General features: G+C 55.0%; 24 protein-coding genes and 1 tRNA gene. 14 read left to right on the top strand and 11 right to left on the bottom strand.

Annotated elements, in window-relative coordinates; translation table 11 throughout:
- Positions 1-231 precede the first annotated feature (231 nt).
- Both M2Q46_RS15455 and M2Q46_RS15460 read right to left on the bottom strand, forming a co-directional pair.
- Positions 232-1,329: an anhydro-N-acetylmuramic acid kinase gene (locus M2Q46_RS15455; protein WP_302357593.1), complete on the bottom strand. Its 1,098-nt coding sequence runs from the start codon at positions 1,327-1,329 to the stop codon at positions 232-234.
- Positions 1,330-1,332: 3 nt separating this feature from the next.
- Positions 1,333-2,700: a M23 family metallopeptidase gene (locus M2Q46_RS15460; RefSeq protein ID WP_026484381.1), complete on the bottom strand. Its 1,368-nt coding sequence runs from the start codon at positions 2,698-2,700 to the stop codon at positions 1,333-1,335.
- Positions 2,701-2,942: 242 nt separating this feature from the next.
- On the opposite strand from M2Q46_RS15460, the gene tyrS reads away from it, so the two are divergent.
- From tyrS to M2Q46_RS15490, 6 genes are all read left to right on the top strand, one after another.
- Complete coding sequence (gene tyrS / locus M2Q46_RS15465; protein WP_009460677.1) at positions 2,943-4,169, top strand: tyrosine--tRNA ligase; 1,227 nt, start codon at positions 2,943-2,945, stop codon at positions 4,167-4,169.
- Positions 4,170-4,188: 19 nt separating this feature from the next.
- Positions 4,189-4,824 (top strand): YbhB/YbcL family Raf kinase inhibitor-like protein, encoded by a 636-nt coding sequence (locus M2Q46_RS15470; RefSeq protein WP_009460679.1) that lies wholly within the window; start codon positions 4,189-4,191, stop codon positions 4,822-4,824.
- 183 nt (positions 4,825-5,007) lie between these two features.
- Positions 5,008-6,258 carry a serine hydroxymethyltransferase gene (gene glyA, locus M2Q46_RS15475; RefSeq protein ID WP_009460681.1) on the top strand — a complete coding sequence of 417 codons (1,251 nt, stop codon included), beginning with the start codon at positions 5,008-5,010 and terminating at the stop codon, positions 6,256-6,258.
- Between the two features lie 36 nt (positions 6,259-6,294).
- On the top strand, positions 6,295-6,756 hold the full coding sequence (nrdR, locus tag M2Q46_RS15480; protein WP_003801815.1) for a transcriptional regulator NrdR: 462 nt from the start codon (positions 6,295-6,297) through the stop codon (positions 6,754-6,756).
- 4 nt (positions 6,757-6,760) lie between these two features.
- The gene (ribD, locus tag M2Q46_RS15485; RefSeq protein WP_302357594.1) at positions 6,761-7,909 is read left to right on the top strand and encodes a bifunctional diaminohydroxyphosphoribosylaminopyrimidine deaminase/5-amino-6-(5-phosphoribosylamino)uracil reductase RibD; all 1,149 of its coding nucleotides are present in this window, start codon (positions 6,761-6,763) and stop codon (positions 7,907-7,909) included.
- 140 nt (positions 7,910-8,049) lie between these two features.
- Positions 8,050-8,140 (top strand) — tRNA-Ser (locus M2Q46_RS15490).
- Between the two features lie 143 nt (positions 8,141-8,283).
- Here M2Q46_RS15490 and M2Q46_RS15495 read toward each other — a convergent pair.
- Complete coding sequence (locus tag M2Q46_RS15495) at positions 8,284-9,267, bottom strand: GlxA family transcriptional regulator (RefSeq protein ID WP_302357595.1); 984 nt, start codon at positions 9,265-9,267, stop codon at positions 8,284-8,286.
- 253 nt (positions 9,268-9,520) lie between these two features.
- Between M2Q46_RS15495 and M2Q46_RS15500 the strand changes: the two genes are divergently transcribed.
- The 5 genes from M2Q46_RS15500 (at position 9,521) to M2Q46_RS15520 (ending at position 13,433) form a co-directional block, all read left to right on the top strand.
- Positions 9,521-9,988 (top strand): GNAT family N-acetyltransferase, encoded by a 468-nt coding sequence (locus M2Q46_RS15500; RefSeq protein ID WP_009460687.1) that lies wholly within the window; start codon positions 9,521-9,523, stop codon positions 9,986-9,988.
- A 24-nt stretch (positions 9,989-10,012) separates the two neighbouring features.
- The gene (locus M2Q46_RS15505) at positions 10,013-10,735 is read left to right on the top strand and encodes a TenA family transcriptional regulator (protein ID WP_009460689.1); all 723 of its coding nucleotides are present in this window, start codon (positions 10,013-10,015) and stop codon (positions 10,733-10,735) included.
- A 90-nt stretch (positions 10,736-10,825) separates the two neighbouring features.
- Complete coding sequence (locus M2Q46_RS15510) at positions 10,826-11,989, top strand: MFS transporter (protein ID WP_247966858.1); 1,164 nt, start codon at positions 10,826-10,828, stop codon at positions 11,987-11,989.
- A 7-nt stretch (positions 11,990-11,996) separates the two neighbouring features.
- Complete coding sequence (locus M2Q46_RS15515; protein WP_115634408.1) at positions 11,997-13,226, top strand: aminotransferase class I/II-fold pyridoxal phosphate-dependent enzyme; 1,230 nt, start codon at positions 11,997-11,999, stop codon at positions 13,224-13,226.
- 9 nt (positions 13,227-13,235) lie between these two features.
- On the top strand, positions 13,236-13,433 hold the full coding sequence (locus M2Q46_RS15520; RefSeq protein WP_009460694.1) for a hypothetical protein: 198 nt from the start codon (positions 13,236-13,238) through the stop codon (positions 13,431-13,433).
- An 85-nt stretch (positions 13,434-13,518) separates the two neighbouring features.
- Here M2Q46_RS15520 and M2Q46_RS15525 read toward each other — a convergent pair whose 3' ends face one another.
- The 7 genes from M2Q46_RS15525 to M2Q46_RS15555 all read right to left on the bottom strand — a co-directional run bounded on the left by M2Q46_RS15525 (position 13,519) and on the right by M2Q46_RS15555 (position 19,085).
- A complete protein-coding gene (locus M2Q46_RS15525) occupies positions 13,519-13,926 on the bottom strand; it encodes a YgiW/YdeI family stress tolerance OB fold protein (protein ID WP_060186678.1) in 408 nt (135 codons plus the stop codon).
- Between the two features lie 87 nt (positions 13,927-14,013).
- Complete coding sequence (locus M2Q46_RS15530; protein ID WP_115634407.1) at positions 14,014-15,414, bottom strand: ATP-binding protein; 1,401 nt, start codon at positions 15,412-15,414, stop codon at positions 14,014-14,016.
- Entirely contained in the window at positions 15,411-16,079 is a 669-nt protein-coding gene (locus M2Q46_RS15535) for a response regulator transcription factor (RefSeq protein WP_302357596.1), read from the bottom strand. The genes M2Q46_RS15530 and M2Q46_RS15535 overlap by 4 nt, the downstream gene beginning before the upstream one ends.
- 146 nt (positions 16,080-16,225) lie before the next feature.
- On the bottom strand, positions 16,226-16,942 hold the full coding sequence (gene arsH / locus M2Q46_RS15540) for an arsenical resistance protein ArsH (protein ID WP_302357650.1): 717 nt from the start codon (positions 16,940-16,942) through the stop codon (positions 16,226-16,228).
- Positions 16,929-17,360: an arsenate reductase (glutaredoxin) gene (arsC, locus tag M2Q46_RS15545; RefSeq protein WP_239054664.1), complete on the bottom strand. Its 432-nt coding sequence runs from the start codon at positions 17,358-17,360 to the stop codon at positions 16,929-16,931. Before arsC ends, arsH begins: the two co-directional genes overlap by 14 nt.
- 22 nt (positions 17,361-17,382) lie before the next feature.
- Positions 17,383-18,672, bottom strand: coding sequence for an arsenic transporter (locus tag M2Q46_RS15550; protein ID WP_302357597.1), 1,290 nt, complete (start codon positions 18,670-18,672; stop codon positions 17,383-17,385).
- 89 nt (positions 18,673-18,761) lie between these two features.
- Positions 18,762-19,085: a helix-turn-helix transcriptional regulator gene (locus tag M2Q46_RS15555; RefSeq protein ID WP_009460707.1), complete on the bottom strand. Its 324-nt coding sequence runs from the start codon at positions 19,083-19,085 to the stop codon at positions 18,762-18,764.
- Between the two features lie 260 nt (positions 19,086-19,345).
- Here M2Q46_RS15555 and M2Q46_RS15560 point away from each other — a divergent pair, with 260 nt between their 5' ends.
- Complete coding sequence (locus M2Q46_RS15560) at positions 19,346-20,467, top strand: transporter substrate-binding domain-containing protein (protein ID WP_081055444.1); 1,122 nt, start codon at positions 19,346-19,348, stop codon at positions 20,465-20,467.
- A gap of 9 nt (positions 20,468-20,476) precedes the next feature.
- Here the strand turns inward: M2Q46_RS15560 and M2Q46_RS15565 are convergent, their stop codons facing one another.
- Entirely contained in the window at positions 20,477-21,355 is an 879-nt protein-coding gene (locus tag M2Q46_RS15565; RefSeq protein WP_302357598.1) for a LysR substrate-binding domain-containing protein, read from the bottom strand.
- 362 nt (positions 21,356-21,717) lie between these two features.
- Between M2Q46_RS15565 and M2Q46_RS15570 the strand changes: the two genes are divergently transcribed.
- The gene (locus tag M2Q46_RS15570; protein ID WP_083054595.1) at positions 21,718-22,335 is read left to right on the top strand and encodes a LysE family translocator; all 618 of its coding nucleotides are present in this window, start codon (positions 21,718-21,720) and stop codon (positions 22,333-22,335) included.
- A gap of 378 nt (positions 22,336-22,713) precedes the next feature.
- The gene (locus M2Q46_RS15575) at positions 22,714-23,937 is read left to right on the top strand and encodes a hypothetical protein (protein WP_302357599.1); all 1,224 of its coding nucleotides are present in this window, start codon (positions 22,714-22,716) and stop codon (positions 23,935-23,937) included.
- Positions 23,938-23,970: the final 33 nt, after the last annotated feature.

The raw sequence follows: 23,970 nt of genomic DNA on the forward strand, positions 1-23,970 counted from the left end.
CGCTTCGCGGTTCAACTTGGGGTGCTCGCTCGTAGCCTAGGTAGGGCGGCGAAGCAGCTCAATGCTGTTAATGGCACGGCCCAAAGAAAAGAACGGCTTGCTTCTATTTGTTTTGAACAGGAGGGGCGCTGCCTTGTCATGTTCTGCTTTTTTGGCAGGTGCTTGGCTAACGGATTATGAGTCCGCCGCTGTATTTTAAAGTTTTGCGAAGCTAAACGTTAAAAGCAGTTCTCAGGCCGGATAACAAGCGCCCAGCACCGTAGCGCGCCGTGCGCCTGTCACAGCGGGCAGTCCCGCAGGAATACGTTCGATATGCGCGTAAGCCAGCCAGGCAAAGGCCAGGGCTTCAATGGATTGCGGATCCATGCCCAGCTCGGCGCTGGAGCGGATAGGCATAGTCACCAGATCGCCCAGGCGTTTCAGCATGGCAGGATTGGCAGCGCCGCCGCCACACACAATCAGCTCTTGAATCTGATCTGCGTAAGGCTGGATGGTCTGTGCAACGCTATGTACGGTCAAGTCCATCAGGGTGGATTGCACCGTAGCAGGCTGAAGCTCGCCTTTCGGATCAACACGATCCAGATGCTCCTGCAGCCACCCCAAATTGAACAGATCACGACCTGTAGATTTAGGAGCAGGCAGAGCAAACCAGGGTTCGCTCAATAGGCTGGCAAGCAAGGCAGGATCAGAAGCGGCGCTATCAGCCCATTGTCCGTCCTTGTCGTAGGGCTGGCCTTCATGTTTGTTCACCCAGGCATCCAGCAGCATGTTTGCCGGGCCAGTATCAAAGCCAAAAACATCGCGTCCAGGCAGCAGCAGGGAGATATTCGCAATTCCACCCAGGTTCAGAATGACGCGGCCAAGTTCGTGACGGAACAGGGCTTCATGGACGATGGGCACCAAAGGTGCACCTTGGCCGCCCGCCGCTATATCCCGGCTGCGGAAGTCTGCAATTACATCCACTCCACAGCGCTCGGCCAGAAGAGCAGGGGCATTCAATTGCAAGGTGTAGCCCTGGTCAGGCGCATGGCGGATGGTCTGACCGTGTACGCCAATCGCACGGATCAGGTCTTTCTCGGGGCCTTGAGTCCAGGGCAGGCAAGCCTGGGCGTAGAGTTCGGTCAGTTGCTGGGCGGCGATGCTGGCGCGGGCCAGTTCGTTGTGCCCTGGATGCTGCAAAGCCAGCAGCTCGTCTCGCAGAGCGGCTGGCATAGGCAGGCTATGGGTTTGGTGTATCTGTGCCCCCTGTGGGCCGAAGGATGCCAGCACGGCATCCACACCGTCCATGCTGGTACCAGACATCAGTCCGATAAACAGGGGGGCTTTCATGGTTTAGCGGCTGGCCAGCTTTACGGGCTCAGCATCTGTGTGCAGCAAGGCAAAGCTGTTCTGGTAGGAAGCCAGGGTTTGCTGGAACTGCTTGCGCTGCGGGGCATCCAGAACGCGTGCTACTGGCAGGTCTACCGACAGGGGATCAACGGCTTTCTGGGCGATACGGAATTCGTAATGCAGATGTGGGCCTGTTGCCCAGCCCGTCGAGCCCACATAGCCAATCAACTGGCCTTGTTCTACGCGGTCGCCTTTGCGCAGTCCAGCGGCAAAGCGGCTCTGGTGAGCGTACAAGGTGGTGAACTGACCGTGATGCTTCAGGATGATCGTGTTGCCGTAACCATTTTGGCGGCCAATAAACTCGACCGTGCCATCCGCGGTAGCGTGGATGGGGGTGCCGGATGGGGCAGCATAGTCCACACCCTTGTGGTCACGCCATCCGCCATGCACCGGATGGCGGCGACCGCCAAAGGTGGAGCTGATGCGGGTGAATTTCAATGCGGTGCGCAGGAAAGCGCCTTTCAGGCTTTGGCCGCTGAAATCGTAATAACCACCGGAGCCATTTTCAGGCTGGAACCAGGCGGCCTCATGAGTTTTGCCCTGATTGATGAACTCCACTGCCAGCAAGCGGCCCGAACCCACGTCCTGGCCTTCATGACCGTAGGACTCGTAGACCACGCGGAAACTGTCGCCTTTGCGCAGATCTTTCAGAAAGTCGATCTTGCTGCCCATGACATCCGCCATTTGCAGCGTGATGTTGTCGGGGATGCCGGCCTGATCGCTGGCGCCAAACAGCGAGCTGTTGATGGTGGCTTGAGCCACGCGCACTCGGGTCTGGGTCAGGTCGGTTTGTTCCTGGGCGATAAAGCCATTGTTACCGTCCGGGCGTACTTCCAGCCAACTGGCCAGACCTTGGCCGGACTGATCGGAGTAGGGGGTATGACGGTAGCGCAGCCATTGCAAATTGCCATTGGCATCCAATGCGGCTTGGATGGTACGGCCAGGGTAAAGCTTGTAGATGGAGCGCGCTTTCTTGTCGTGCGTCAGAAATTGCAACAAGCCTTCTTCACTGACTTCCATGCGCTGGAGCAGGGCGGACAAGGTGTCGCCACGGCGGATGCGGGTTTCAGTAATGTAGGCTTGCTGGTCCTGGGCCTGCAGCACGGTCAGGTCCGAGGGCAGGGTCAAGGCGGTGCGGGCTTGGTAAATCTGGGGTTCCGGGCTGCTGGGCATCACCACGGCGAGTGCACCGGCGGCTACAAAAGAGCCAAGGGCAAGCGTGATCAAACCGGCACGGATAAAAAGGGCTCGGGCGGACCGAGGCTGGTGGATGTTGAGGTGGGAGGAGGAGCGTTTCCCTTTGCTGAACATAAAACCAGAACCTTGTTGGACGTACGGTTTACCGTCCACCCGGCTGGCAGGCGGAGGTCAGTTGTACTGGGCGGACAGAACATTCCAGCCCTGGCGATCTGACCTGCGCGGGAATGATAAAATAATTCGGTTTACGAAACCTTGCTCAATTCTTAAGCACGTCTCGCAATAGCAGGCTATCCTAGCGCATTAGGCTTAATTTTTCGAGCATTTTTACTCATTAGTTTGTCACCAGATTTGTTATGTCATCCCCCTCAGAGCCCCTTTCTCCAGAAGTCCTGGCTGATTTAGCCATCGTCAAACGCGGCTGCGACGAATTGCTCGTCGAATCCGAGTTTGCCCGCAAACTGGCGCGCAGCCATGCAACAGGACAGCCGCTGCGGATCAAGCTGGGTCTGGACCCCACGGCTCCCGACATTCACCTGGGGCACACAGTGGTGCTCAACAAGATGCGCCAGCTGCAGGATTTGGGGCATACCGTCATCTTTCTGATTGGCGACTTCACCTCCACCATTGGTGATCCCAGCGGCCGCAACACGACTCGTCCGCCCCTGACGCCCGAGCAGGTCATTGCCAACGCCAAGACCTACTACGATCAGGCTGCGCTGGTTCTGGACCCGGCCCGTACCGAAGTTCGCTACAACTCGGAGTGGTGCGACAAGCTCGGTTCGCGCGGCATGATTCAACTGGCTTCGCGTTACACCGTGGCCCGCATGATGGAGCGTGATGATTTCACCAAGCGCTTCAAGGCGAATCAGCCTATTTCGGTGCACGAGTTTTTGTATCCTTTGCTGCAAGGCTACGATTCGGTTCAATTGAAAGCGGACGTGGAATTGGGCGGTACCGACCAGAAATTCAATTTGCTGGTGGGTCGTGAATTGCAAAAAGAATATGGTCAGGAACAGCAATGTATTTTGACCATGCCATTGCTGGTGGGTTTGGACGGCGTAGAAAAAATGTCCAAATCCAAAGGCAATTACATTGGTATCAGTGAAACGCCGGACTCCATGTTCGGCAAGTTGATGTCCATCTCCGATACCTTGATGTGGCGTTACTTCGAGCTGTTGTCGTTCCGTAGTCTGGAAGACATCGCCGGTCTGCAAAAGCAGATTGAAGAAGGCCGTAACCCACGTGAAGTCAAAGTGGAGCTGGCACAGGAGATCGTCACACGTTTCCACAGCGCCCAGGCCGCCGAGCAGGCGCTGGAAACTTTCGATGCCCGTTTCCGTCGTGGCGAAATGCCCGAGGACATGCCCGAGGTAACCGTGGCGGGTGAACTGGCCTTGCTGCGTGTCTTGCGCGAAGCAGGTCTGGTTGCTTCCGGCAGCGAAGCCCAGCGCAATGTGGAGCAGGGCGGCGTGCGCATCAACGGCGAACGTGTGGACGATAAAGGTTTGCAACTGGAGCCGGGCAGCTATGTGCTGCAAGTGGGCAAGCGCAAGTTTGCGCGAGTCACTTTGACCGGCTGATTGATTGTGGAGGTCTGCAATGAAACTGCGTAGTGATTCTTTTCAAGATCAGAGCGTGATTCCCGAGCGTCTGGCGTTTTGCCGTTACGACGCGCAATCGAGAGTCGCCTTGGCCGGTAACGCCAATCCGCATCTGGAATGGTCCGATGTTCCCGAGCAGACCCAATCCTTTGTGGTTATTTGCCACGACCCCGATGTCCCCAGTAAACCGGACGATGTGAACCAGGATGGGCGCGAGGTACCGGCGGATTTGCCACGGGTGGATTTCTTTCATTGGGTCTTGATCAACATCTCGCCCGAACTGCGTAGCCTGGCAGAAGGCTCTTATTCCAAGGGCATCACGCCACGCGGTAAAGCCGGTCCACTGGCTCTGGACGATACGCGCCAGGGCGTGAACGACTTTACCAACTGGTTTGCCAGCGACCGCGACATGAACGGTGATTACTTCGGCTACGACGGCCCGTGCCCTCCGTGGAACGATGCTTTGCCGCACCGTTATGTCTTTACGGTTTATGCCCTGGATATTGCCGAGCTGCCTTTGGAAGGTCGCTTCAATGGCCAGGACGTGTTGCGCGCCATGGAAGGTCATATTCTGGGTCGTGCATCCCTGACCGGTATGTATACCCTGAATCCCCGTTTGATCCAGCAATCCTGATTCCCCAGGGCGGACTGTTTGAGTTTTTTTCATATTCTCTTGAGTCCGCCTGCCGCCGCCTTACTTATTTCCATGTTTTTTGGGGTTTCTGCCACCAGAGACGTTTGTCTCGGTGGTTTGACGCGCTTCCGCGCTAAAATGTTGCTTTCTTAGTTTGCTACCACTTTATCCTTAGGAACCCTCATGTTTGACCGTTCTGCGACTCTTGACAAAGTTGACCCCGATCTTTGGGCTGCGATTCAAAGCGAAGATGTGCGCCAGGAGCAGCACATCGAGCTGATCGCCTCGGAAAACTACACCAGCCCCGCCGTGATGCAGGCCCAGGGCACACAACTGACCAACAAATACGCGGAAGGTTATCCTGGCAAGCGCTACTACGGCGGTTGCGAGTTCGTGGACGTGGTCGAGCAACTGGCTATTGACCGTCTGAAAGAGCTGTTCGGTGCAGAAGCCGCCAACGTGCAGCCCAACTCCGGTTCGCAAGCCAACCAGGGCGTGTACATGGCTGTCCTCAAGCCCGGTGATACCGTTCTGGGCATGAGCCTGGCAGAAGGTGGTCACTTGACCCACGGTTCCCCCGTGAACGCATCGGGCAAGCTGTACAACTTCGTATCCTACGGTCTGGACGAGAACGAAGAGCTGGACTACGACGAGCTGGAGCGCCTGGCCAAAGAGCACAAGCCCAAGCTGATCGTGGGTGGTGCTTCGGCTTACGCCCTGCGCATCGACTTCGAACGCATGGCTCGTATTGCTCATGAAAACGGCGCCTTGCTGATGATCGACATTGCCCACTACGCCGGTCTGGTTGCTGGTGGTGCTTACCCCAACCCCGTGCCTCACGCTGACTTTGTGACTTCTACGACTCACAAGTCCCTGCGTGGTCCTCGTGGTGGCGTCATCATGATGAAGGCCGAACACGAAAAAGCCATCAACTCGGCTATTTTCCCCGGCATTCAAGGTGGTCCACTGATCCACGTGATCGCTGGTAAGGCTGTTGCGTTCAAGGAAGCTCTGGCTCCCGAGTTCAAGACCTACGCTGCTCAAGTTGTGAAGAACGCTGACGTTCTGGCCCGCACTCTGGTTGAGCGCGGTCTGCGTATCGTGTCCGGTCGCACCGAAAGCCACGTCATGCTGGTAGACCTGCGTCCCAAGGGCATCACCGGTAAAGTGGCTGAAGAAGCACTGGGCAAGGCTCACATCACGGTCAACAAGAACGCCATTCCTAACGACCCCGAGAAGCCATTTGTCACCAGCGGCGTGCGTTTGGGTACTCCTGCCATGACCACTCGCGGCTTTAAAGAAGCCGAAGCGGAATTGACGGCGCACCTGATTGCTGATGTACTGGACAACCCTCACGACGAAGCCGTTTTGGCGGACGTTCGTCGCCGTGTACACGAGCTGACTGCCAAGTTGCCCGTTTACTCCTCCAAGTAATCCAGCCGGAGCGGGCCGTGAGGCCCGCGATCTTGAATGAAGTGTCCGTTCTGCCACCATGCCGATACCCAGGTGATCGACTCTCGAATCACCGAAGAAGGCGACGCCATACGGCGACGTCGTAAATGCTCGGCCTGTGAACGGCGCTTCACGACTTACGAGCGTGCCGAGCTGAGCCTGCCGGTTGTGGCCAAGCGCAATGGCACTCGTATGGATTTTGATCCCGCACGTTTGCGGGCGAGCATGGGCGTTGCACTGCGCAAGCGTTCCATCCCCATGGCTCAGGTCGATGCCGCTGTACAGCGTATCGAAGAAAAACTTCAACTGACTGGCGAGCGCGAAGTCTCCTCCGAGACCATAGGCGAGCTGGTCATGGCCGAGCTCAAGCAGTTGGACCAGGTGGCCTATGTGCGCTTTGCCTCGGTCTACAAGAGCTTTAAAGACATCCGCGAGTTCGTAGAGGCGATCGACGAAATGAACGATCCCGACCGCGGCTAAGGCTATGGTCGAGCAAGAAGACGTCATCTGGATGCGGCAAGCCCTGGAGCTGGCCGAGAAATCCCTTTATATCAGTGCCCCCAACCCGCGAGTCGCCTGCCTGATCGTGCGCGATGGCCAATTATTGGCTTCGGGTTCAACACAGCAAGCGGGTGGCCCTCACGCCGAAGTGATGGCCTTGCGCCAAGCCAAAGAGCGCGGCGTCAGTGTGGCCGGTGCGACCTTTTACGTCACCCTGGAGCCTTGCAGTCACCACGGGCGAACCCCTCCTTGTGCCGATGCGCTGATCAAAGCAGGCGCTGGGCGTGTTGTCTTTTCCATGTACGACCCCAACCCCTTGGTGGCTGGCAACGGCGTCTCACGCTTGCGTCAGGCGGGTATTACCGTAGATGGCCCCTTGTGCGTAGAGCAGGCGCTGGCGATCAACGCCGGTTTCTTTGCCCGCATGACACGTGGGCGTCCCTGGTTGTGGATGAAGATGGCCGCTTCGCTGGATGGCCGCAGTGCCTTGCCGGACGGTCGCTCTCAGTGGATTACCGGGCCGCAGGCTCGTGACGACGGTCACCACTGGCGCGCTCGCAGTTGCGTCGTGCTGACAGGCATCGGAACCGTGCATGCCGATAATCCCTTAATGAATGTGCGTGCGGTTTCTACGCCGCGTCCCCCGATCAAGGCTGTGCTGGATACTCATTTACGCATGGACCCGAAAGCTGCCTTGCTGGACGGCACGCCGTGCTGGGTATTCAGTCACCGTCGTGATCCCGAGCTGGAGGCGGAGCTGGCAGATCGAAATGCACAGGTTATTCCCATGCCCTTGTACGAAGGTCAGGTGGATGTCCGTGCCGTTCTGGACTGGATGACAGATCAACAGATCAATGAAGTCCATGCAGAAGCCGGTGCTCGCCTTTCCGGTGCCTTGATTGATGCGGGTGTAGTGGATCAATTACTGATGTACCTGGCCCCCAAGATCCTGGGGCAGGGGCGAGGCGTGGCCGATATTACCGAACTGGCCGGGCTGGATGATGTAGAGCCGTTTGAATTTACCGATGTGCGCTTGCTGGGTGCCGACCTGCGCGTCCTGGCGCGCCAGCGCGATCATTGGGAAGCCTTGCTGCGAGCGGTGGGTGGAGCTTATCCGCCGGACTCGGAATAAGTTGTTTGTACGCTTTACTGTTTAGTTGCTACTAATTAGCCGAAGAAAGAATTTGAGCACTTGCGTTACAAGGATAAGTGCTGCTATTATTATGGACTTGGCGTTAGCAGCTTCAAATTGCTTGGCCAAAAGAACAGTTAGGACAGGTGGCCGAGTGGTTGAAGGCGCACGCCTGGAAAGCGTGTATACGTTTATAGCGTATCGGGGGTTCGAATCCCCCTCTGTCCGCCAGAATTCAAAAGCCCTCGCACAGCAATGTGCGGGGGCTTTTTTCTTGGCTGCGTTTTACAGAGTCGGTGAAATTAATAATTCATTTTTAGTCAGGCTCTGCGTCGTCGTTGCAAAAAAGGTCGCTGACTGGGAACCGCGCAAGATCAGCGCAGGCCTTGAGAGTCTTGCCTTTGCTTATCTCGCCATTTTGAGGGAGGAAGTGTTTCGTGTTGCCGCCAGGCGGCGCGAAATGATTGCAAGCTGGCAAAACCACAATGCTCGGCAATTCGCTCAATAGACCAGTCGGTATCCATGAATAATTGGCGCGATCTGTCCAGCCGCATGGTTTGTTGGTACTGCTTCAGACTGATGCCGCATTCTTTCATGAACAGGCGGCTCAGATGCCTGTAGCTGACTGAAAATTGTGCTGATAAGGATTCGTTGAGCGGGGTTTGAACCGTCTGTTGTGCCAACCAGTCTTGCACTTCATGAATCAAGGGATGTTGGTGATTGCGATAACTCAGATGGACGCTTAACTGCGGGTCTGCTTCCAGACGACGAAACTGAATCAGATTTTCGCGCGCGATGCGTGCGCTGACTGCGCTGCCGAAATACTGAGTGATCAAGTGCAATGCCAGATCTATTCCTGCAGAAACGCCAGCTGAGGTATAGATAGGACCATCCTGCACAAGGATGCGTTTGCTGATAACCCGTGCTTGTGGCGCAAGTTGTTGCAGGGTCTTGAGGTGATTGTGATGTGTCGTGCAGAGGCGACCATCCAGCAGTCCTGCTTGTGCCAGCAGCACAGCGCCTGTGCAAACGCTGGCGATCACTATTCCCGACGGTAGCTTGCCCCCGATATCACGTAGCCATTGCGTCACTTGTTGCTGTGCCGGCGTTGCGGGGAGTTCGACCTGGATTTTGCTTCCGACTACGACAACGACATCTCCTGCAGTCAGACGCTTGGGGAGGGGGGCAATCGCGCTTAGAAAAATCCCCTGGTAGCTTTTTATGTGGGACTCCGGCCCGACACACTGGATCTTGATGTCGGCTATATCCAGTTCTGTTAGAGAAGCAAAAATCTGCATAGGCCCTCCCAGATCCAGGATGTGCATCTGGGGAAGGACGACAAAGAAAATCCGTTTCATGTGTTATTCGGATGAGTCATTGATTTGATTTAGCGATGTTATCGCTTTTTATTCCTTTTTCTTAATGGTGTTTTCTTTTCTATTTATGTCCTGAAACGGTCTGGAGCCTGGAGGGGCGAGAACTTACGATAAACAAGAAATTTTTACATCGAAAGGATTTGTCCTCGTGGCGGAAGAATCAAGGGTCATTGAGCTTTATTGGAATCCCGCTTTTACGGGATCAATGGGCTCGGGGGTGCTGGAGCTTATCAATATGACGGTCGCTGATAAGGGCACGCTGGGGTTTGCCTCTGAGCTGTCGGGAGAGCAGGCGCATCTGTTCCTGGACGCCCTGAACCGCAAAGTGGCAGACGGCGATACGCAAGCCTTGTATGCCAGCTATGCCGGTCAACCCGCTTTCTTTGTGATGATGAATTTGAGTGGCATGCCCAATTGCCGACACAGTGCTGAACTCGCCAAGGCGGTCGTGGCGCCGGGGTTTCGTGGACAAGGTTTACCGAAACATGCCTTGCGAGCCTTGATCTGTCGAGCCAGGGAGTTGGGCATCGAGCAGTTTGTTCTGGATGTGCGCGAGGGGTCTCGGGCACATCGGTTATGGACTCGATATGGTTTTCAGACTTGGGGAATTCTTCCGGACTATGCCCGCGTGGCAGGACAGGTTTTCGCGGGTCACTACATGTCGCAATCCATAGAAGTGCTGGCCCAACGCCTGGGAATTTAGGAATTCTTCAAAAGGATCTTGTAAATGTTGAGTAAGTCAGAATTTAAAAATGAGCTTGAAAGTACATTGCATGGCCATCTTACATTGGCGCATCCTATCTTTATTGAATTGCTCAATACGCAGCAACCTAATAAGGAGTTGCTGAAACAGGTGGCCTTGCAAGGTTATCAATTGACCAAGCATTTCCTGCATTATGTGGAGCACCTTTTTTTCTATTGTCCAGTTCCTAAATTCAAGAGGGCTTTGCTGGTTAATGTGTATGAAGAAGAGACGGGTCGCCTTTCCCAGACAGACAACCATGTCGTTTTGATGCAGAACTTTATTCGTGCCCTGGGAATTAGTGATGAAGAGCGCGACGCCGCTACCCCTTTGCCCGCCACACAAGAACTGATTGATTATCGACTGAAAGCGGTCGAGGATCCGCAGCGCTACCACGTGGGCGCGGCGGCGGTCATGATCGCCAGCGAAGGCCAGAACCTGGAGACCAAGGCAGGTGAGGCCCGCCACACCTTGCTGGGAGAAGTTTACGGCTTGCAGGAAAAAGATCTTTTGTTCTTTTCCGTGCACCAGGAAGAGGATGTGGGGCATGTCATGCAGGGGCTGAATTTGGTGACCGAGCTCTGTAACACTGAAAAGTTGCAGAAAGAGGCGCTGGAGGCCGTGGACCATACCTGCACCTTGTTCTGGAACATGTATGACAACTTGCATCGAGAGTACTGCCAGCCAAGCCCCGTTCGTCTAAGTTGATTCGGTGCGCCATTGAAAATCTGAGGTGGATGTTGCTTCATGCAAAACAAGAATGTTGTCCGCTCTCTGGTCGGGCTGGGTTTTCTGGCCATGTTTCTCTCGAGCGCGTTCAAAGGGGTTTTCCAGGTTTATTTCAATGACCTGGCTCTGTCTTTTGAGCGCGGCCGATCAGATTTCGGTTTTGTGGGCGGGGTGTTCCTTTTGGTATCCGGGCTGGCATCGCCGATGGTCGGTGCCTTGTCGGATCGCTTTGGGCCCATCTGGACCGTCTTGATCGGCAGTGTGCTTGGAGGGGGAGCATTCCTTTTGCTTGGCCTTCTACCTCATCAGTACTGGCTTTTTGTCATCTTGTATGGACTTTTGGCGGCGTTTTCTCTGGCGGCGATGACGTTTGTGCCCATGGGCATATTGGTTGACCGATTGTTCGACCAGAGAAATAAAAGCTTCGCGTATGCCTTGATCACTAATGGCACGGCAATTGGATTCATTGTCCTTTCTCCATTCTGGTTGTGGTTGCAAGCCCATTTCGAATGGCAGCAGGTCTTTTTTGTTGTTGGTCTGCTGTTCCTGGGGCCTTTGGCCTTGCTGTTCTGGCTGGGGGCACGAGTGCCTTTGCCTGCGAAAGAGTCTGTCGGACATATTCAGGAGAAACGCGTTGGCACTTGGCCTGTTGTGTTGCGCGATCCTGGCTTTTACGTGCTTGCCTTTGGTTTCTTCGGCTGTGGGGCGTCGATGGCGTTCATTGACGTTCATCTGGTGCCTTTATGGCGCGATGCCGGGGTCAGCCGCGCCAGCATGGGGATGAGTTTGAGCCTGTTTGGCGTGCTGGAAATGATTAGCGGTTTAGCGGCTGGCTGGTTGGCGCTGCGCTTCTCCCAGCATCGGCTGCTGGCGGCATTCTACGTACTACGCTGTCTGGCCATGAGCTTGTTATTGGCTCCCTCCGGGATAGTGACGACCTATGTATTTGCGGCTGTATTTGGGGCCAGTTATCTCGGAACAGTCATATTGACCTCAGCGATCTGTCTGGATCGCTATGGAGGCGCCGTCAAGGGACAGGTATTTGGCATGCTTTTTCTGGTTCATCAGATCGGCGCTTTTGGGTCTGCTCAATTAGGTGCTTACGGCTATGACCGTTTGGGTAGCTATCAGGCCACAGTCATGGTCCTGGCCATGCTGACCGCGATTGCCGGTATTTCTTCACTCTTTCTGTCGTCTGTTGCTTTTCGACGGACTCAATCTGAATTCAACTGAGATCTCCATGATGTTCAATGACCAAGGTGCTACTCAAATGCTCAGGATTGGACAGGGTATCGATGTCTCTGACAGCTTTTGCGAGCCGCTTGCACTGACCTCTGCCTATTGCTTCAGTTCAGCCAGTGAGGCAGCCGCTCGTTTTGGCGGGACGGAGCCGGGCAATGTTTATAGTCGATTTACCAATCCAACAGTAAAGACGTTCGAGCAGCGGGTTGCCTTCCTGGAGGAGGCTGAAGCGGCGGTGGCCTTTGCATCCGGCATGGCTGCATTGTCAGCGGTGGTGATGGCGTTTGCCGCGAGTGGTCGCAACATCGTGTGCGCACGTGATGTGTTTGGCACGACTCTGACGATGTTGCGTCAGCACTTTTCCCCTTATGGAGTGGAGGTGCGCGTCGTTGGCATGTTGGATTACGACGCTTGGGAAAAGGCGATCGATAGTGCTACATGCTTGGTTATTGTTGAAACTCCAGCAAATCCGATGCAGCAGGTTGCCGATATTGCCCGGCTGTCACGCATGGCTCATGCCCATGGCGCATTGCTTCTGGTAGACAGCACCATGCTGACGCCTGTTTTGCAGCGGCCATTAAGGCAAGGTGCGGATCTGGTATTGCATTCTGCCGGTAAGTATATGGATGGCCAAGGTCGGTGCATTGCCGGTGTAGTCGGTGGGGCCGAGGCATTGATGAAGCCACTGCGGGCGGTGTTGCGTTCGCAAGGAGCCTGTCTGAGCCCCATGAATGCCTGGTTACTGCTCAAGAGTCTTGAGACGCTTGAGCTGCGCATGCAGCATATCAGTGCCAGCGCACTGTCGATAGCGCATTGGCTGGATAAGCATCCGAATGTCGGTTCGGTGTTTTACTCGGGCCTGGAGTCGCATCCCTGCCATGAAATCGCTTGCGCGCAGCAGGCCGGCTTTGGAGGGGTGGTCAGCTTTGAAGTGGGCACGAGCCAAAAAGAGGCTTGGGCTTTCATGGACGCTTTGCAGCTGATTTCAATTGCCACCAATATTGGAGATACACGCAGCATGGTCACGCACCCGGCATCAACGACACATGGACGCTGGTCGCCGGAGGATCGCATGCACTGCGGGATTGGGGACAATCTTGTGCGCTTGTCTGTGGGCTTGGAGTCACTTGCCAACTTGCAGCAGGATATTGATCTGGCACTCCAGATTGCCCTTGCTCAGAAGGATCAGAGTATGCGGGGCTACTCCTTGCTTGAGACGCTGGAATGAGGGGGACAGATGTTTTTGACGTTGTTGTTTTCTGTCGTACTGACTTTCCATGCGCTGGTGCTGTCAGATAGCGGGCGACGCTCCAGGCAATGGTTTCGGTATCTTGTTATCAGCTTGATGGCTCTGTTGCTGAGCTTGCCGATTGATTTTGCCACCCTGAGCGACCGCCGGATTGACGGCCTCGCCTTTGGTGGCTTATGCGGTTGATGGCTGAGGGGGCCTGGTACCGGATAAGCCCATTGGTTTCAGCTTGTCCGGTACCAATTCCACTGGGACATCAGACCAGGCAGGATTAAGGTAGCAGGCTCAGGCGGTCGACTTCAAATTCGGTTTTGCGCAGGCCTTTGTCGAACTCGCCCGTCAGCTCCACTTTCTGTTCGGCGCTGATGGTTTGACCAGCCGGAAAGTCCTTGTTGTCGATCTCTACCGTGATACGGCCGGTGGCATCTTCAAAAATATAGCGCTCATCACCTTCAAACGACACCAGACGGCCTTGCAAACGCGCGATTTGATCGTCGCGGCCGGTTTCCAGGAGCTGCTTGACGGTCATGAGCGGCACATTGTTAGGGCCAGAGTAGGAGCCGGCAGCCGTGGCGGCTTGAGGTGCATTGCTTGGGCCTGTGTAGTTGGCTGGTTGCGCGAGGGCAGCGGTGGCGCTCAGCGCCAGTACGGCGGCAAGAGTGGGTAAAGTGAATCGCATGATTGGGTTTCCTGTATCGGGTTATCGGGTCAATGTTCCGCCGATTGCGGAATGGTTTTATTAGACCCCCCGAACCTGAAGGCAATCTTAAGATAAGTAATTGGGTGGGAAATCCAGCACGACACTCAGACCCTGGCCGTCCAGCCCCTCTTCAAAGGAAAGCGTGGCCTCGTGCAAGGCCGCGATGCGGGCCACGATGGACAAACCCAGTCCGTTGCCTGTTTGGCCGGTTCCCAATACGCGAAAGAAGCGTTCTCCCAGTCTGGGCCGTTGTTCGGGGGGGACGCCAGGCCCATTGTCTCGGACCGCAAGGCGTACACCGCCATCGTGTCTGCGTGTTGTTTCGACCCGTACTCGGACGCCTGCGCCGCCGTAGCGAATGGCATTGCCAATCAGGTTACGTAAAGCGCTGTTTAACAGCACTGGCGCCGCCTGTATGCTTGTGACGGCCAGGGCTCTTTCCATGTTGATGGATGTCGAAGGCAGGGATGGAATCAGACTGTCCAGGACCTGATTCAGGTCTACGGTTTCACGCTTCAAGGGTTCGGCCTGCGGCTCCAGTCGCGTCAGGGCGAGCAGGCTTTCTACCAGGGCGGTACAACGGTCCAGGTCTGCGCGTAATTGCTGCAGATGGGCGTCAGGCAGTTGCAGCTCGCGCTCAATTAGTTGAACGCGCATGCGCAGCCCGGCCAAGGGCGTACGCAGTTCGTGTGCGGCATCGGACGTAAAGCGCCGTTCACTTTCCAGTGCTGAAGACAAGCGTGCCATGAGCGCATTCAATGCATCCAGCATGGGTTGCAGCTCGCGTGGGGGATTTCCGCCTTCTACAGGAGTGAGGTCATCGGGCGATTTGGAATTGATGCGTTTAGCCGTGTCCTCCAAAGGACGCATCAGGCGTCGGATCAGGAACCAGCTGGACAGACCCAGCAGCGCCAGTAGCCCCACTGCGGGCCAAACCAGGTTCTCGGCCATGTCTTCAAGCAGCTCCAGGCGTTCTTCCATAGGCTGGCCGACCTGGGCTGTGACCCCTCCGGCTCCGGGGCGGACGTAAACCCGCCAGAGTTCGTCATCAACCCAGACAGTGGTGATTTGCTTGCGTTTCGCCTGGGGGATAAAAGCCGTTTTGGGAGTGTCGTCGCCGCGCAGCAGTACCCGGCCATCTGCGGCCACGAGCTGGTAATACATGCGCAGCTTGAGAGCCGCGTCACGGTTCAGTCGTGTGTCTGTAGTATTGGCAGAAGCCTGCGCCTCTTGCGGGTCCAGCATCAGTACCAGACGCGCCCCTTCTTCAAGGGCATCATCAAGCACATCGCCGGTTGCGTGCCAGGCCACTCCGACTACGATGGCCAGGCTGACCAGCCACAGCCCAATACTGGTGCCCATGACGGTAAGCAGCAGACGACGTCGTAAGGACCAGCCTTTCGTGCGTGACACCGGGGACTTGGCGGTAGAGCGGATACGCGTTAGTTTCTGGGGCAGGTTTTTCATGCGGGTGCCAGAACGTAGCCTTGATTACGTACGGTGACGATGAAGTCACTGCCCAATTTCTTGCGCAGATTGTAGATGTGTACTTCGATAGCGTTGCTCTCCACTTCTTCGCTCCAGCCATAAAGGGCTTCTTCAAGCTGGGCACGACTCAGAATATGGGTGGGATGGTGCATCAAGGCTTGCAGAACAGCGAATTCGCGTGCTGTTACGGCCACAGGCTTGTCGTTCAAGGTGACGCGCTTGGCTGTCGGGTCAATGGCGACGGGACCGTGACGCCATTGGGGAGAGGCTTGGGCGGCACTGCGGCGCAAGGCTGCACGTACGCGCGCGGACAGCTCTTCAAGATCAAACGGTTTGACCAGATAGTCGTCCGCGCCCAGATCCAGGCCCTGTACCCGGTCAGCCAAGGTATCGCGTGCAGTGATCACAATGACGGGCACTTGTGCGTGAGATCCGCTGGCTCCTCGCAGACTGCGTAAAACCGCATCGCCATCCACACCGGGCAAGCCCCGATCCAGCAAGATGCACTGATAGGTATGAGTGGCCAGGGCTGTGGCAACTTGATCGCCACGTTGCAACCAGTCCACAGCGTAGCCGTCCAGATGCAGCCAGGACTGCAAGGAACTGCCCAGCGAAGGAACATCTTCGATTAAGAGAATACGCATGTGCAAAGCCTGGCAGGGAAAGATGAAGGGAAACTGATGTTGCGGCGGGGTATGAGGTAAAGCAGGGGCAAGCCCCTACCTTGTTTGTATAGCGACTGTGTGTTTTTGAAAAGCGCAGCGAGGTGTTTTCCGTTCTGATTGGCGCGCTAGATGCTGCGCTGTTGTACCCGTGCAGACAGCTCCTGCGCCGTCTCCTTGCGCTCGCTATATCGATCCACCAGATACTGCGCACAGTCACGCGTCAGCAAGGTGAACTTCATCAGTTCCTCCATCACATCCACCACGCGCTCGTAGTAGGACGAAGGTTTCATGCGGCCTTCTTCGTCAAATTCCAGAAAGGCTTTGGCAACCGAAGACTGGTTGGGGATAGTGATCAGGCGCATCCAGCGGCCCAGAACCCGCATCTGGTTCAAGGCGTTAAAGGATTGCGAGCCGCCTGACACTTGCATCACGGCCAGTGTTTTGCCTTGTGTTGGGCGTACAGCACCGATGCTTAACGGTATCCAGTCAATTTGTGCTTTCAGAACGCTGCTCATGGCACCGTGGCGCTCGGGCGATGTCCAGACCATGCCTTCGGCCCACTGCACGAGTTGGCGCAACTCCTGCACTTTCGGGTGGTCGTCTGCTGCACCGTCGGGCAAGGGCAGGCCTTGCGGGTCGAAAATTCTGGTTTCTGCACCCATTGCTTCCAGCAGCCGTGCTGCTTCTTGCGTCAGAAAGCGGCTGTAGGAGCGTTCTCTCAGGGAACCATATAAAAGCAGAATTCGAGGTGGGTGTGTGGCGCGTGCTTGAGGCAGCAGTTCTGCCATATCTGGAGTGTTAAATGCGTGCTCGTCCAGATTGGGTAAATCAGGCTTGCTCAATTCTTTGTCCTTTTTCATCAATAACGGCTTGGCCGTCTTCTTTCCGGAAGGCACCTTGTTGTGCTTGGGGAAGTATCTCCAGCACCTGTTCCGAGGGACGACACAAGCGCGTTCCCAATGGGGTGACAACAATAGGGCGGTTGAGCAGAATCGGGTGCTGCAACATGAAATCAATCAGCTGTTCATCGCTCCATTTCGGGTCGCCGAGCCCGAGTTCTTCATAGGGCGTACCTTTCTGTCGCAAGACTTCACGCACGCTCAGTCCACAGTTTGCGATCAACTTAGTCAGCGTGCTGCGGTCCGGCGGTGTTTGCAGATACTCGATGATGGTGGGTTCTTGTCCGCTATTGCGGATCAGGCCCAAGGTGTTGCGCGAAGTGCCGCAGGCGGGGTTGTGATAGATGATGATGTCTGTCATGGCGCGATCTTGATATCAGGGTTTAGTGGGCGATACCCAGTCGCAGCGCCAAGGCTGCCAGGGTGATCAGCAAGACGGGTGTGGTCAGGATGGCTCCCACTTTGAAGTAGTAGCCCCAGCTGATTTTTGTGCCTTTCTGGGCCAGGACATGCAGCCACAGCAAGGTAGCCAGACTGCCTATAGGTGTGAATTTCGGGCCCAGATCGCTGCCAATGACGTTGGCGTAAATCATGGCTTCCTTGACGATGCCCTCGGCGCTGGAAGCGTCAATGGACAGGGCGGTGACAAGGACCGTGGGCATATTGTTCATCACCGAGGACAGCAACGCAGACAGGACGCCGGTACCCATGGCCGCTGCCCACACGCCAGCTTGGGCGAACTGATCCAGCAGTAAACCCAGGTAATCGGTTAGCCCGGCATTGCGCAGGCCGTAAACCACCAGATACATGCCCAGCGAGAACACGACGATTTGCCAGGGGGCGCCACGCAGCACTTTTCGCGTACTGATGACTGTGCCACGGGCGGCAACCGCCAGCAAAATGATGGCGCCTGCTGCGGCAACCGCACTGACGGGGACACCCAGGGGTTCCAGTGCAAAAAAGCCTGTCAGCAATAACGCCAGCACAATCCAGCCAGCCTTGAAACTGGCCATGTCCTTGATAGCCTCAGCAGGCGCTCTTAATTGTTCAAGGCGATAGTGGGCGGGAATGTCGCGACGGAAGTACAGCATCAGAACGACCAGGCTGGCCAGTACAGACACGATGTTGACGGGTGCCATGATGGCGGCGTAGTCCGTGAAGCCCAGTTTGAAGTAGTCGGCAGAGACGATGTTCACCAAATTGGAGACGACCAGCGGCAAGCTGGCTGTGTCCGCAATAAAACCGGCTGCCATGACAAAAGCCAGAGTTGCTGCTGGTGAAAAGCCCAAGGCCAGCAACATGGCCATGACAATCGGCGTCAGAATCAGTGCGGCCCCGTCATTGGCAAACAGGGCAGAGACTGCTGCGCCCAGAATCACGATAAAGGCAAAGAGTTTGCGCCCGTTGCCGGCTCCCCAACGGGCGACATGCAGGGCGGCCCATTCAAAAAAACCTGCCTCGTCCAATATCAGGCTGATGATGATAATGGCGACAAATGTGGCGGTGGCGTTCCAGACGATATTCCAGACCAGGGCCAGGTCAGTCCATTGCACGACGCCAGACAGCAAGGCAGCAACTGCACCTAAAGAGGCACTCCAACCAATGCCCAAACCTTTGGGCTGCCAGATCACCAGGGTTAAGGTAGCGATAAAAATGAGTACAGCAAGAAGCATGACGGAGTGCTCTGATCAGGGGGATAGCCAGCAAGGCAGTTAAGTTCCGAGTGGTTTTTGCAGGACGTGGATATCAAGTGTTCGGCGCTCTAGCAGTTCTGACACAGGTCTTGCGTTGGGAGGCAGGTTTGACCCTGACAGCAATTCTCGGTCAGATAAGTAAGCAGATTGTTCATGGCGGGAAAGGTGGCGCTGTAGAGCAGATTGCGACCTTGCCGCTCGGCGTGGATCAGCCCGGCGTTGCTAAGCTCCTTTAAATGAAAGGACAGGGCGTTGGGGGCAATACCTAGCTGCTCAGCCAGAGAGCCGGGTGTCAGTCCGGTGGGCCCGGCAACAACGAGTGCGCGGAAAACCCGTAGGCGGGCTTCGTGGGCCAAAGCGGCCAGGGAGCGGATAACTTGAGATTCTTCCATAGAGTAATAATACAATAATTCAAGGATTATTGAATAGTTTGATGTTTCCCATAGAGAGCTTTGAATGACAAGATTCGCGTGTGACGTTTTATTGATTTGTCAGGCATTGTGAAACTCGTGGTTTGCGACAGCAGATCCTTCTGGAACCGGGAACAGGGCCGATGCCAATTTGCTATCCTCTAAGACAATATTCGCCCGTCCTTGTTATTCTCAGCCCGCCTGGCAAGTGGAATCTCGGACTACACCCCCCAAGATTGCCTATGAAAATCCCATTTCTGAGCCACCATCAGTTTGGCCGCCGCATTGCTCAAGCACGTCTTTTTGGCCTTGTTGCTCTGTTGATGTTGTTGGCGGCGCTTCCCCAAACAGGCTATGGCAAAGAGCCGCCATTGACGGTCGGCGTATTGGTCTCGCCACCATTCGTAATGAAAAGTGATGGTGCTTTCACCGGATTGGCTATCGACTTATGGGAAGATTTGGCAGCAGAAAAGCAGTGGGTATTTGAATATAAGGAATACGGCACGTTTCGGGATTTGCTCAGTGCCACAGAGTCGGGTTCTCTTGATGTTGCCATGACTAATCTGACTATCACGCAGCAACGCGCGTTGAAGGTGGATTTCACCCAGCCCTGGTTTGATGGTGGTATGCGCCTGATGGTCAGTTCCGATCAAGGAACTGGTTTTCAAAGTGTTCTCAAGGGTTTGGCGCAGGCCGGTTTTATTACGGCGTATGCATGGATCGCTTTTGTCATTTTGTTTGCCACTGTTGTTTTGACCTTGTTTGACCGGCGGTTTGACCAATCCTTCCCTGCTCGCTGGCGCGATGGCGTGGCAGAGAGTTTCTATACCGTGATGTCTGTTGTGACTTCGGGGCGTGCGCCGGCCAGAAAGAATCTTTTTGGCTGGTTAGGACGTATCTGGCAGGGCTTGTGGCTGGTGTGTGGGGTGGGCATCTTGGCCTTTGTAACGTCCTCTGTCACCAGCGTGATGACAACGCTGGCTATCTCAAACCAGATCAATAGTGTGGACGATTTGAAGGGGCGACCAGTAGGCGTGCTGATCGGGACCGTAGAAGAGGACTATGCCCGCAAGCAGGGACTTGCCATGCGCAGTTATGCCAGTTTGGACAAAGCCACGGCAGCTTTGGACAATGGCGATGTTGTGGCCGTGATTGCCGACGCTCCGGTACTGGAGTACTACGTGTATTCCAACCCTGGCTTGCCGGTGAAGGTAGTGGGGCGACTGTTCGAGCGTGACAAGTATGGGTTTGCCTTGCCACTGCAAAGTGAGCTATCCCGAGAAGTAACTTTGGCTGTGCTAGGGGCCGTGGATGAAGGCAAGGTGGAGGCCTTCAAGACCAAGTATTTTGGCTTGGGACAGTAGTAGCCAGGCTTATTGGCTTGGGTTCATCTTTGAGGGCTCAAGCTGCTCACTTAACCAGTCGGCAAATACTTCCGCACGCGGGTTTTGATCCAAAGCCTGGGGAGAGAGCAGGTAGTACGCCGAGCCGTCCGCAATGAATCCTTGCGGGGCAATGAGCTGCCCGCTTTGCAGTTCATCTTGCACCATCAGGCGCGACACAATACTCATGCCTTGTCCGGACAAGGCAGCCTGGATACATAAATAAAAATGCTCTAGTTCCAGCTTGTTGGCAGAGCGTATGACTTGGCCGCTAAGTCGCGCCCAGGTGGCCCAAGCTTGCGGACGGGAGCTGCTTTGTATCAGCACCTGTTTGGCCGTGTCCTGGGTGTGGAGATAGTGAGGCTGGCAGACCGGCCCTATCATTTCTTCGCACAATTTCAGGCCGCAGACCGAGTCTGCCCAATGAAAGTCGTCACGGCGTATGGCCAGATCCACTCCCATTTGAGCAAAGTTCACTGGCCCCCCGGCTGTAATCAGATGCACGGTGATATTAGGGTGCAGAGTGTGAAAATCCCCCAGTCGGGGTATCAACCATTTCATCGCAATGGTGGGCTCGCAGGAAACGACCAGCGCATGTTCACGCTGTGTCTGCTGCAACTGATACACCACGTCTTCCAAGCGCTCGAACATGGGCGCGGTCACATGCAAAAGCTGGCGGCCTGCCTGTGTCAGAAATACAGCTCGATTGCGCCGTTCAAACAGTTCTACCCCCAAAGACTCTTCCAGCGCCCGAATCTGGCGACTGACCGCGCCGTGAGTGACATGCAGCAGCTGGGCTGCCTGCACAAAGCTGCCTGCCTTGGCGGCCGTGTCGAAGTAGCGGAAGGCCGTGAGATTGGGGATTTGCATGGTCGATGAAAACTCACAGAAATAGCGCAGGAATTATCGTTTTTAAATTAGCACAGGATTATCAATAATGAAATCCTGAGAGCGAATATTAAAACAAGAAAACGATAGAAGTTTTGGAGGGTTTTTCTTGGGTTTTGAAAATCTGGATTGGTCCCGTTGAGAATAGCAAAAACTATATAAATTCGATGAATACATAGCTCACCAGGAAGGGTTTTCACATTCTGACTGGAGCGGTCTTTGCAGACTGGTAGATCGTCCGCGAAGGAACGATCTCATTCCTAGAGTGTAGGACTGGCTCTGTGGTTTGGCTGCCTTTGACCTAGCTTGTCACACCGATTTCATCAAACTTAGGCTTTTTAAAAATGCATGAACTGTTGGCCGTTGCCACTATCACTATCCTGGCCGTGATCAGCCCAGGCCCCGACTTTGCCATGGTCACTCGTAATGGCTATTCCTTTGGCCGCAAGATTGGCCTGATTTCGGCTCTGGGTATTGCTGCCGGGGTGCAGGTGCACGTGGTCTACACGGTGCTGGGCGTTGCAATTCTGATTACTCAGTCTCCCACCTTGTTTCTGGTGATGAAAGTGGTGGGGGCAGCGTACTTGATGTACTTGGGCTATCAGTCTTTCTGTAATCGCACTGTTTTGAATACGGACGGTGAGGCGGGAAATATGCCCAGCGCCTGGCAAGCTTTTGGCATGGGGTTTTTGACCAATGCCTTGAATCCCAAAACCATGTTGTTTGTGGTGGCCACCTTTACGCAGCTGGTGCAGCCGGATGCATCGTTCTGGCTGAATTTCGCTTATGGGTTTTTCATGTCTTTTGCCCATTGGGTCTGGTTCAGCATTGTGGCGCTGGTGTTCTCAAACAAGCGCTTGCGGGCAGCCATGCTGGCCCGGCAAAGATTGCTGGACAGGGTGATAGGCGTGGCCTTGTTCAGCTTGGGCGCTTCGCTGCTATTTGCCAACTCGGTGTCTTAGGGCGGCCATGCGGGAGCAGGTGCTGTGCACAGGCGATTTGTACTGCCTGATTATTGAAGTGATTAATAAATTGGTTTGAATTAAATTCAGAATTTAATTGAGTATTTTATTTTTAATTTGATTTTGAATTATATTTGTATGGCTATTAATAATAAAAATATAAAAGTATGGAAAAGAATGTGAGTTAAATTCTTTAAAAGAATGTCTGTTATCTTCTGTCATTTATTGACGGCGCTCTGGGTATGGTTGTTACGTTGCCGTTTCAGGTTTCGCACACTACTTGTAGAGAGGGAGACAAGAATGACTTGCCATCATATAAACGCAAAAGCGCTGGCTGCGTCTGGCCTGGCTTTATTCGCAGCGGTTCAGAGCAGTGTTATGGCTCAAAGCCCGGAGCCCCGGCTGGATACCAGCCAGCTGTATGCAGACGTGCATTTCCACGCTTCCAATTACGCCATGCAAGGTATTTCCTTAAAGGAATATGCAGAGCGCTATATGAGCGCCAATCGCCAGCAAATTGTGCGCTCCACCATCATGCCGATTCCTTTGCAGCAACGCTGGGATGGGTTTGAACAGTACCAGGCACAGTCTGGCGATCAGATGTATGGCCCGAACTACTACATAGGCCCCAAAGCAGACTTGTATTACTACTCTTTTGTGGATGCCATATTTGCGCGCGAGTACGAACGCTTGCCGCCCCAGTATCAGGAAAAGCTGGATGTCATGATTACGGCCTTCAATCCCATGGACGTATATGCCTCGCAACATATCAAGCGTGCGGTGCTCAGTTTTCCAGGCGTGTTTGCCGGGGTGGGAGAGTTCACCATTCACAAGGAGCTGGTGTCCAGCAAGCTGGCTGGTGAAACGGTAGAACAAACCAAGGCCCCCTCTGTGCCGCTACCGCCTGATGCGGGCGATGGCAGCAAGGTATCGCTGTATTCCGAGTCGCTGGAGTATTTGTTCAAGACCATTGAAGAGATTGGTCTGGTCGCGATCTTGCACAATGATATGTACCGGGTAGAGGTCAATTACCAGGGTGAGCTGGAGCATTCCTATCCCGATCAGGACTATGTGGACGGCTTGAAGCACGTGTGCGGACATGCGCCCAAAGCCAAGGTGGTGTGGGCGCATACGGGCCTGGGGCGTTTTGTGAAACCCACCATCGACCACATTACGCGCGTGAAAAAAGTGCTGGATGCCTGCCCCAGCTGGTCTACCGATATTTCCTGGGATCTGGTGCAGGACTATATGTTGAATCCCGAGCCGGGCATGCCCAGTCGCCAGGATTGGCTGAATTTCTTCAATGAATACCAGAACCGGATTCTGTGGGGTTCAGATGTGGTGATTTTTACGCGTAATCGCTTTGAGTCGGCCCCTCCCACGTCAGTGACACCAGGCGGTTTGATGGAGCCGGCTCAGTACCATGCGGACTTGTCCAAGATGAGGGAGTTTCTGGACGAGTTGCCAGTGGCCATAGGCAACAAGATTCGCTATGAAAACTATCTGGGTCTGTTCAATCGTGCCAAGTTCTCTGTGCGGGCCTGGGAGCGCGAGAATGCGGATCTCAATATCTGGGATATTCCTACGCCCGTGCATCCTTGAAGGAGGCATGCTGTTGATATGGGCGATCAGCCA

The sequence above is a fragment of the Alcaligenes sp. YSL9 genome (assembly GCF_030515105.1).
Taxonomy (GTDB): Bacteria; Pseudomonadota; Gammaproteobacteria; order Burkholderiales; family Burkholderiaceae_B; genus Alcaligenes; species Alcaligenes phenolicus.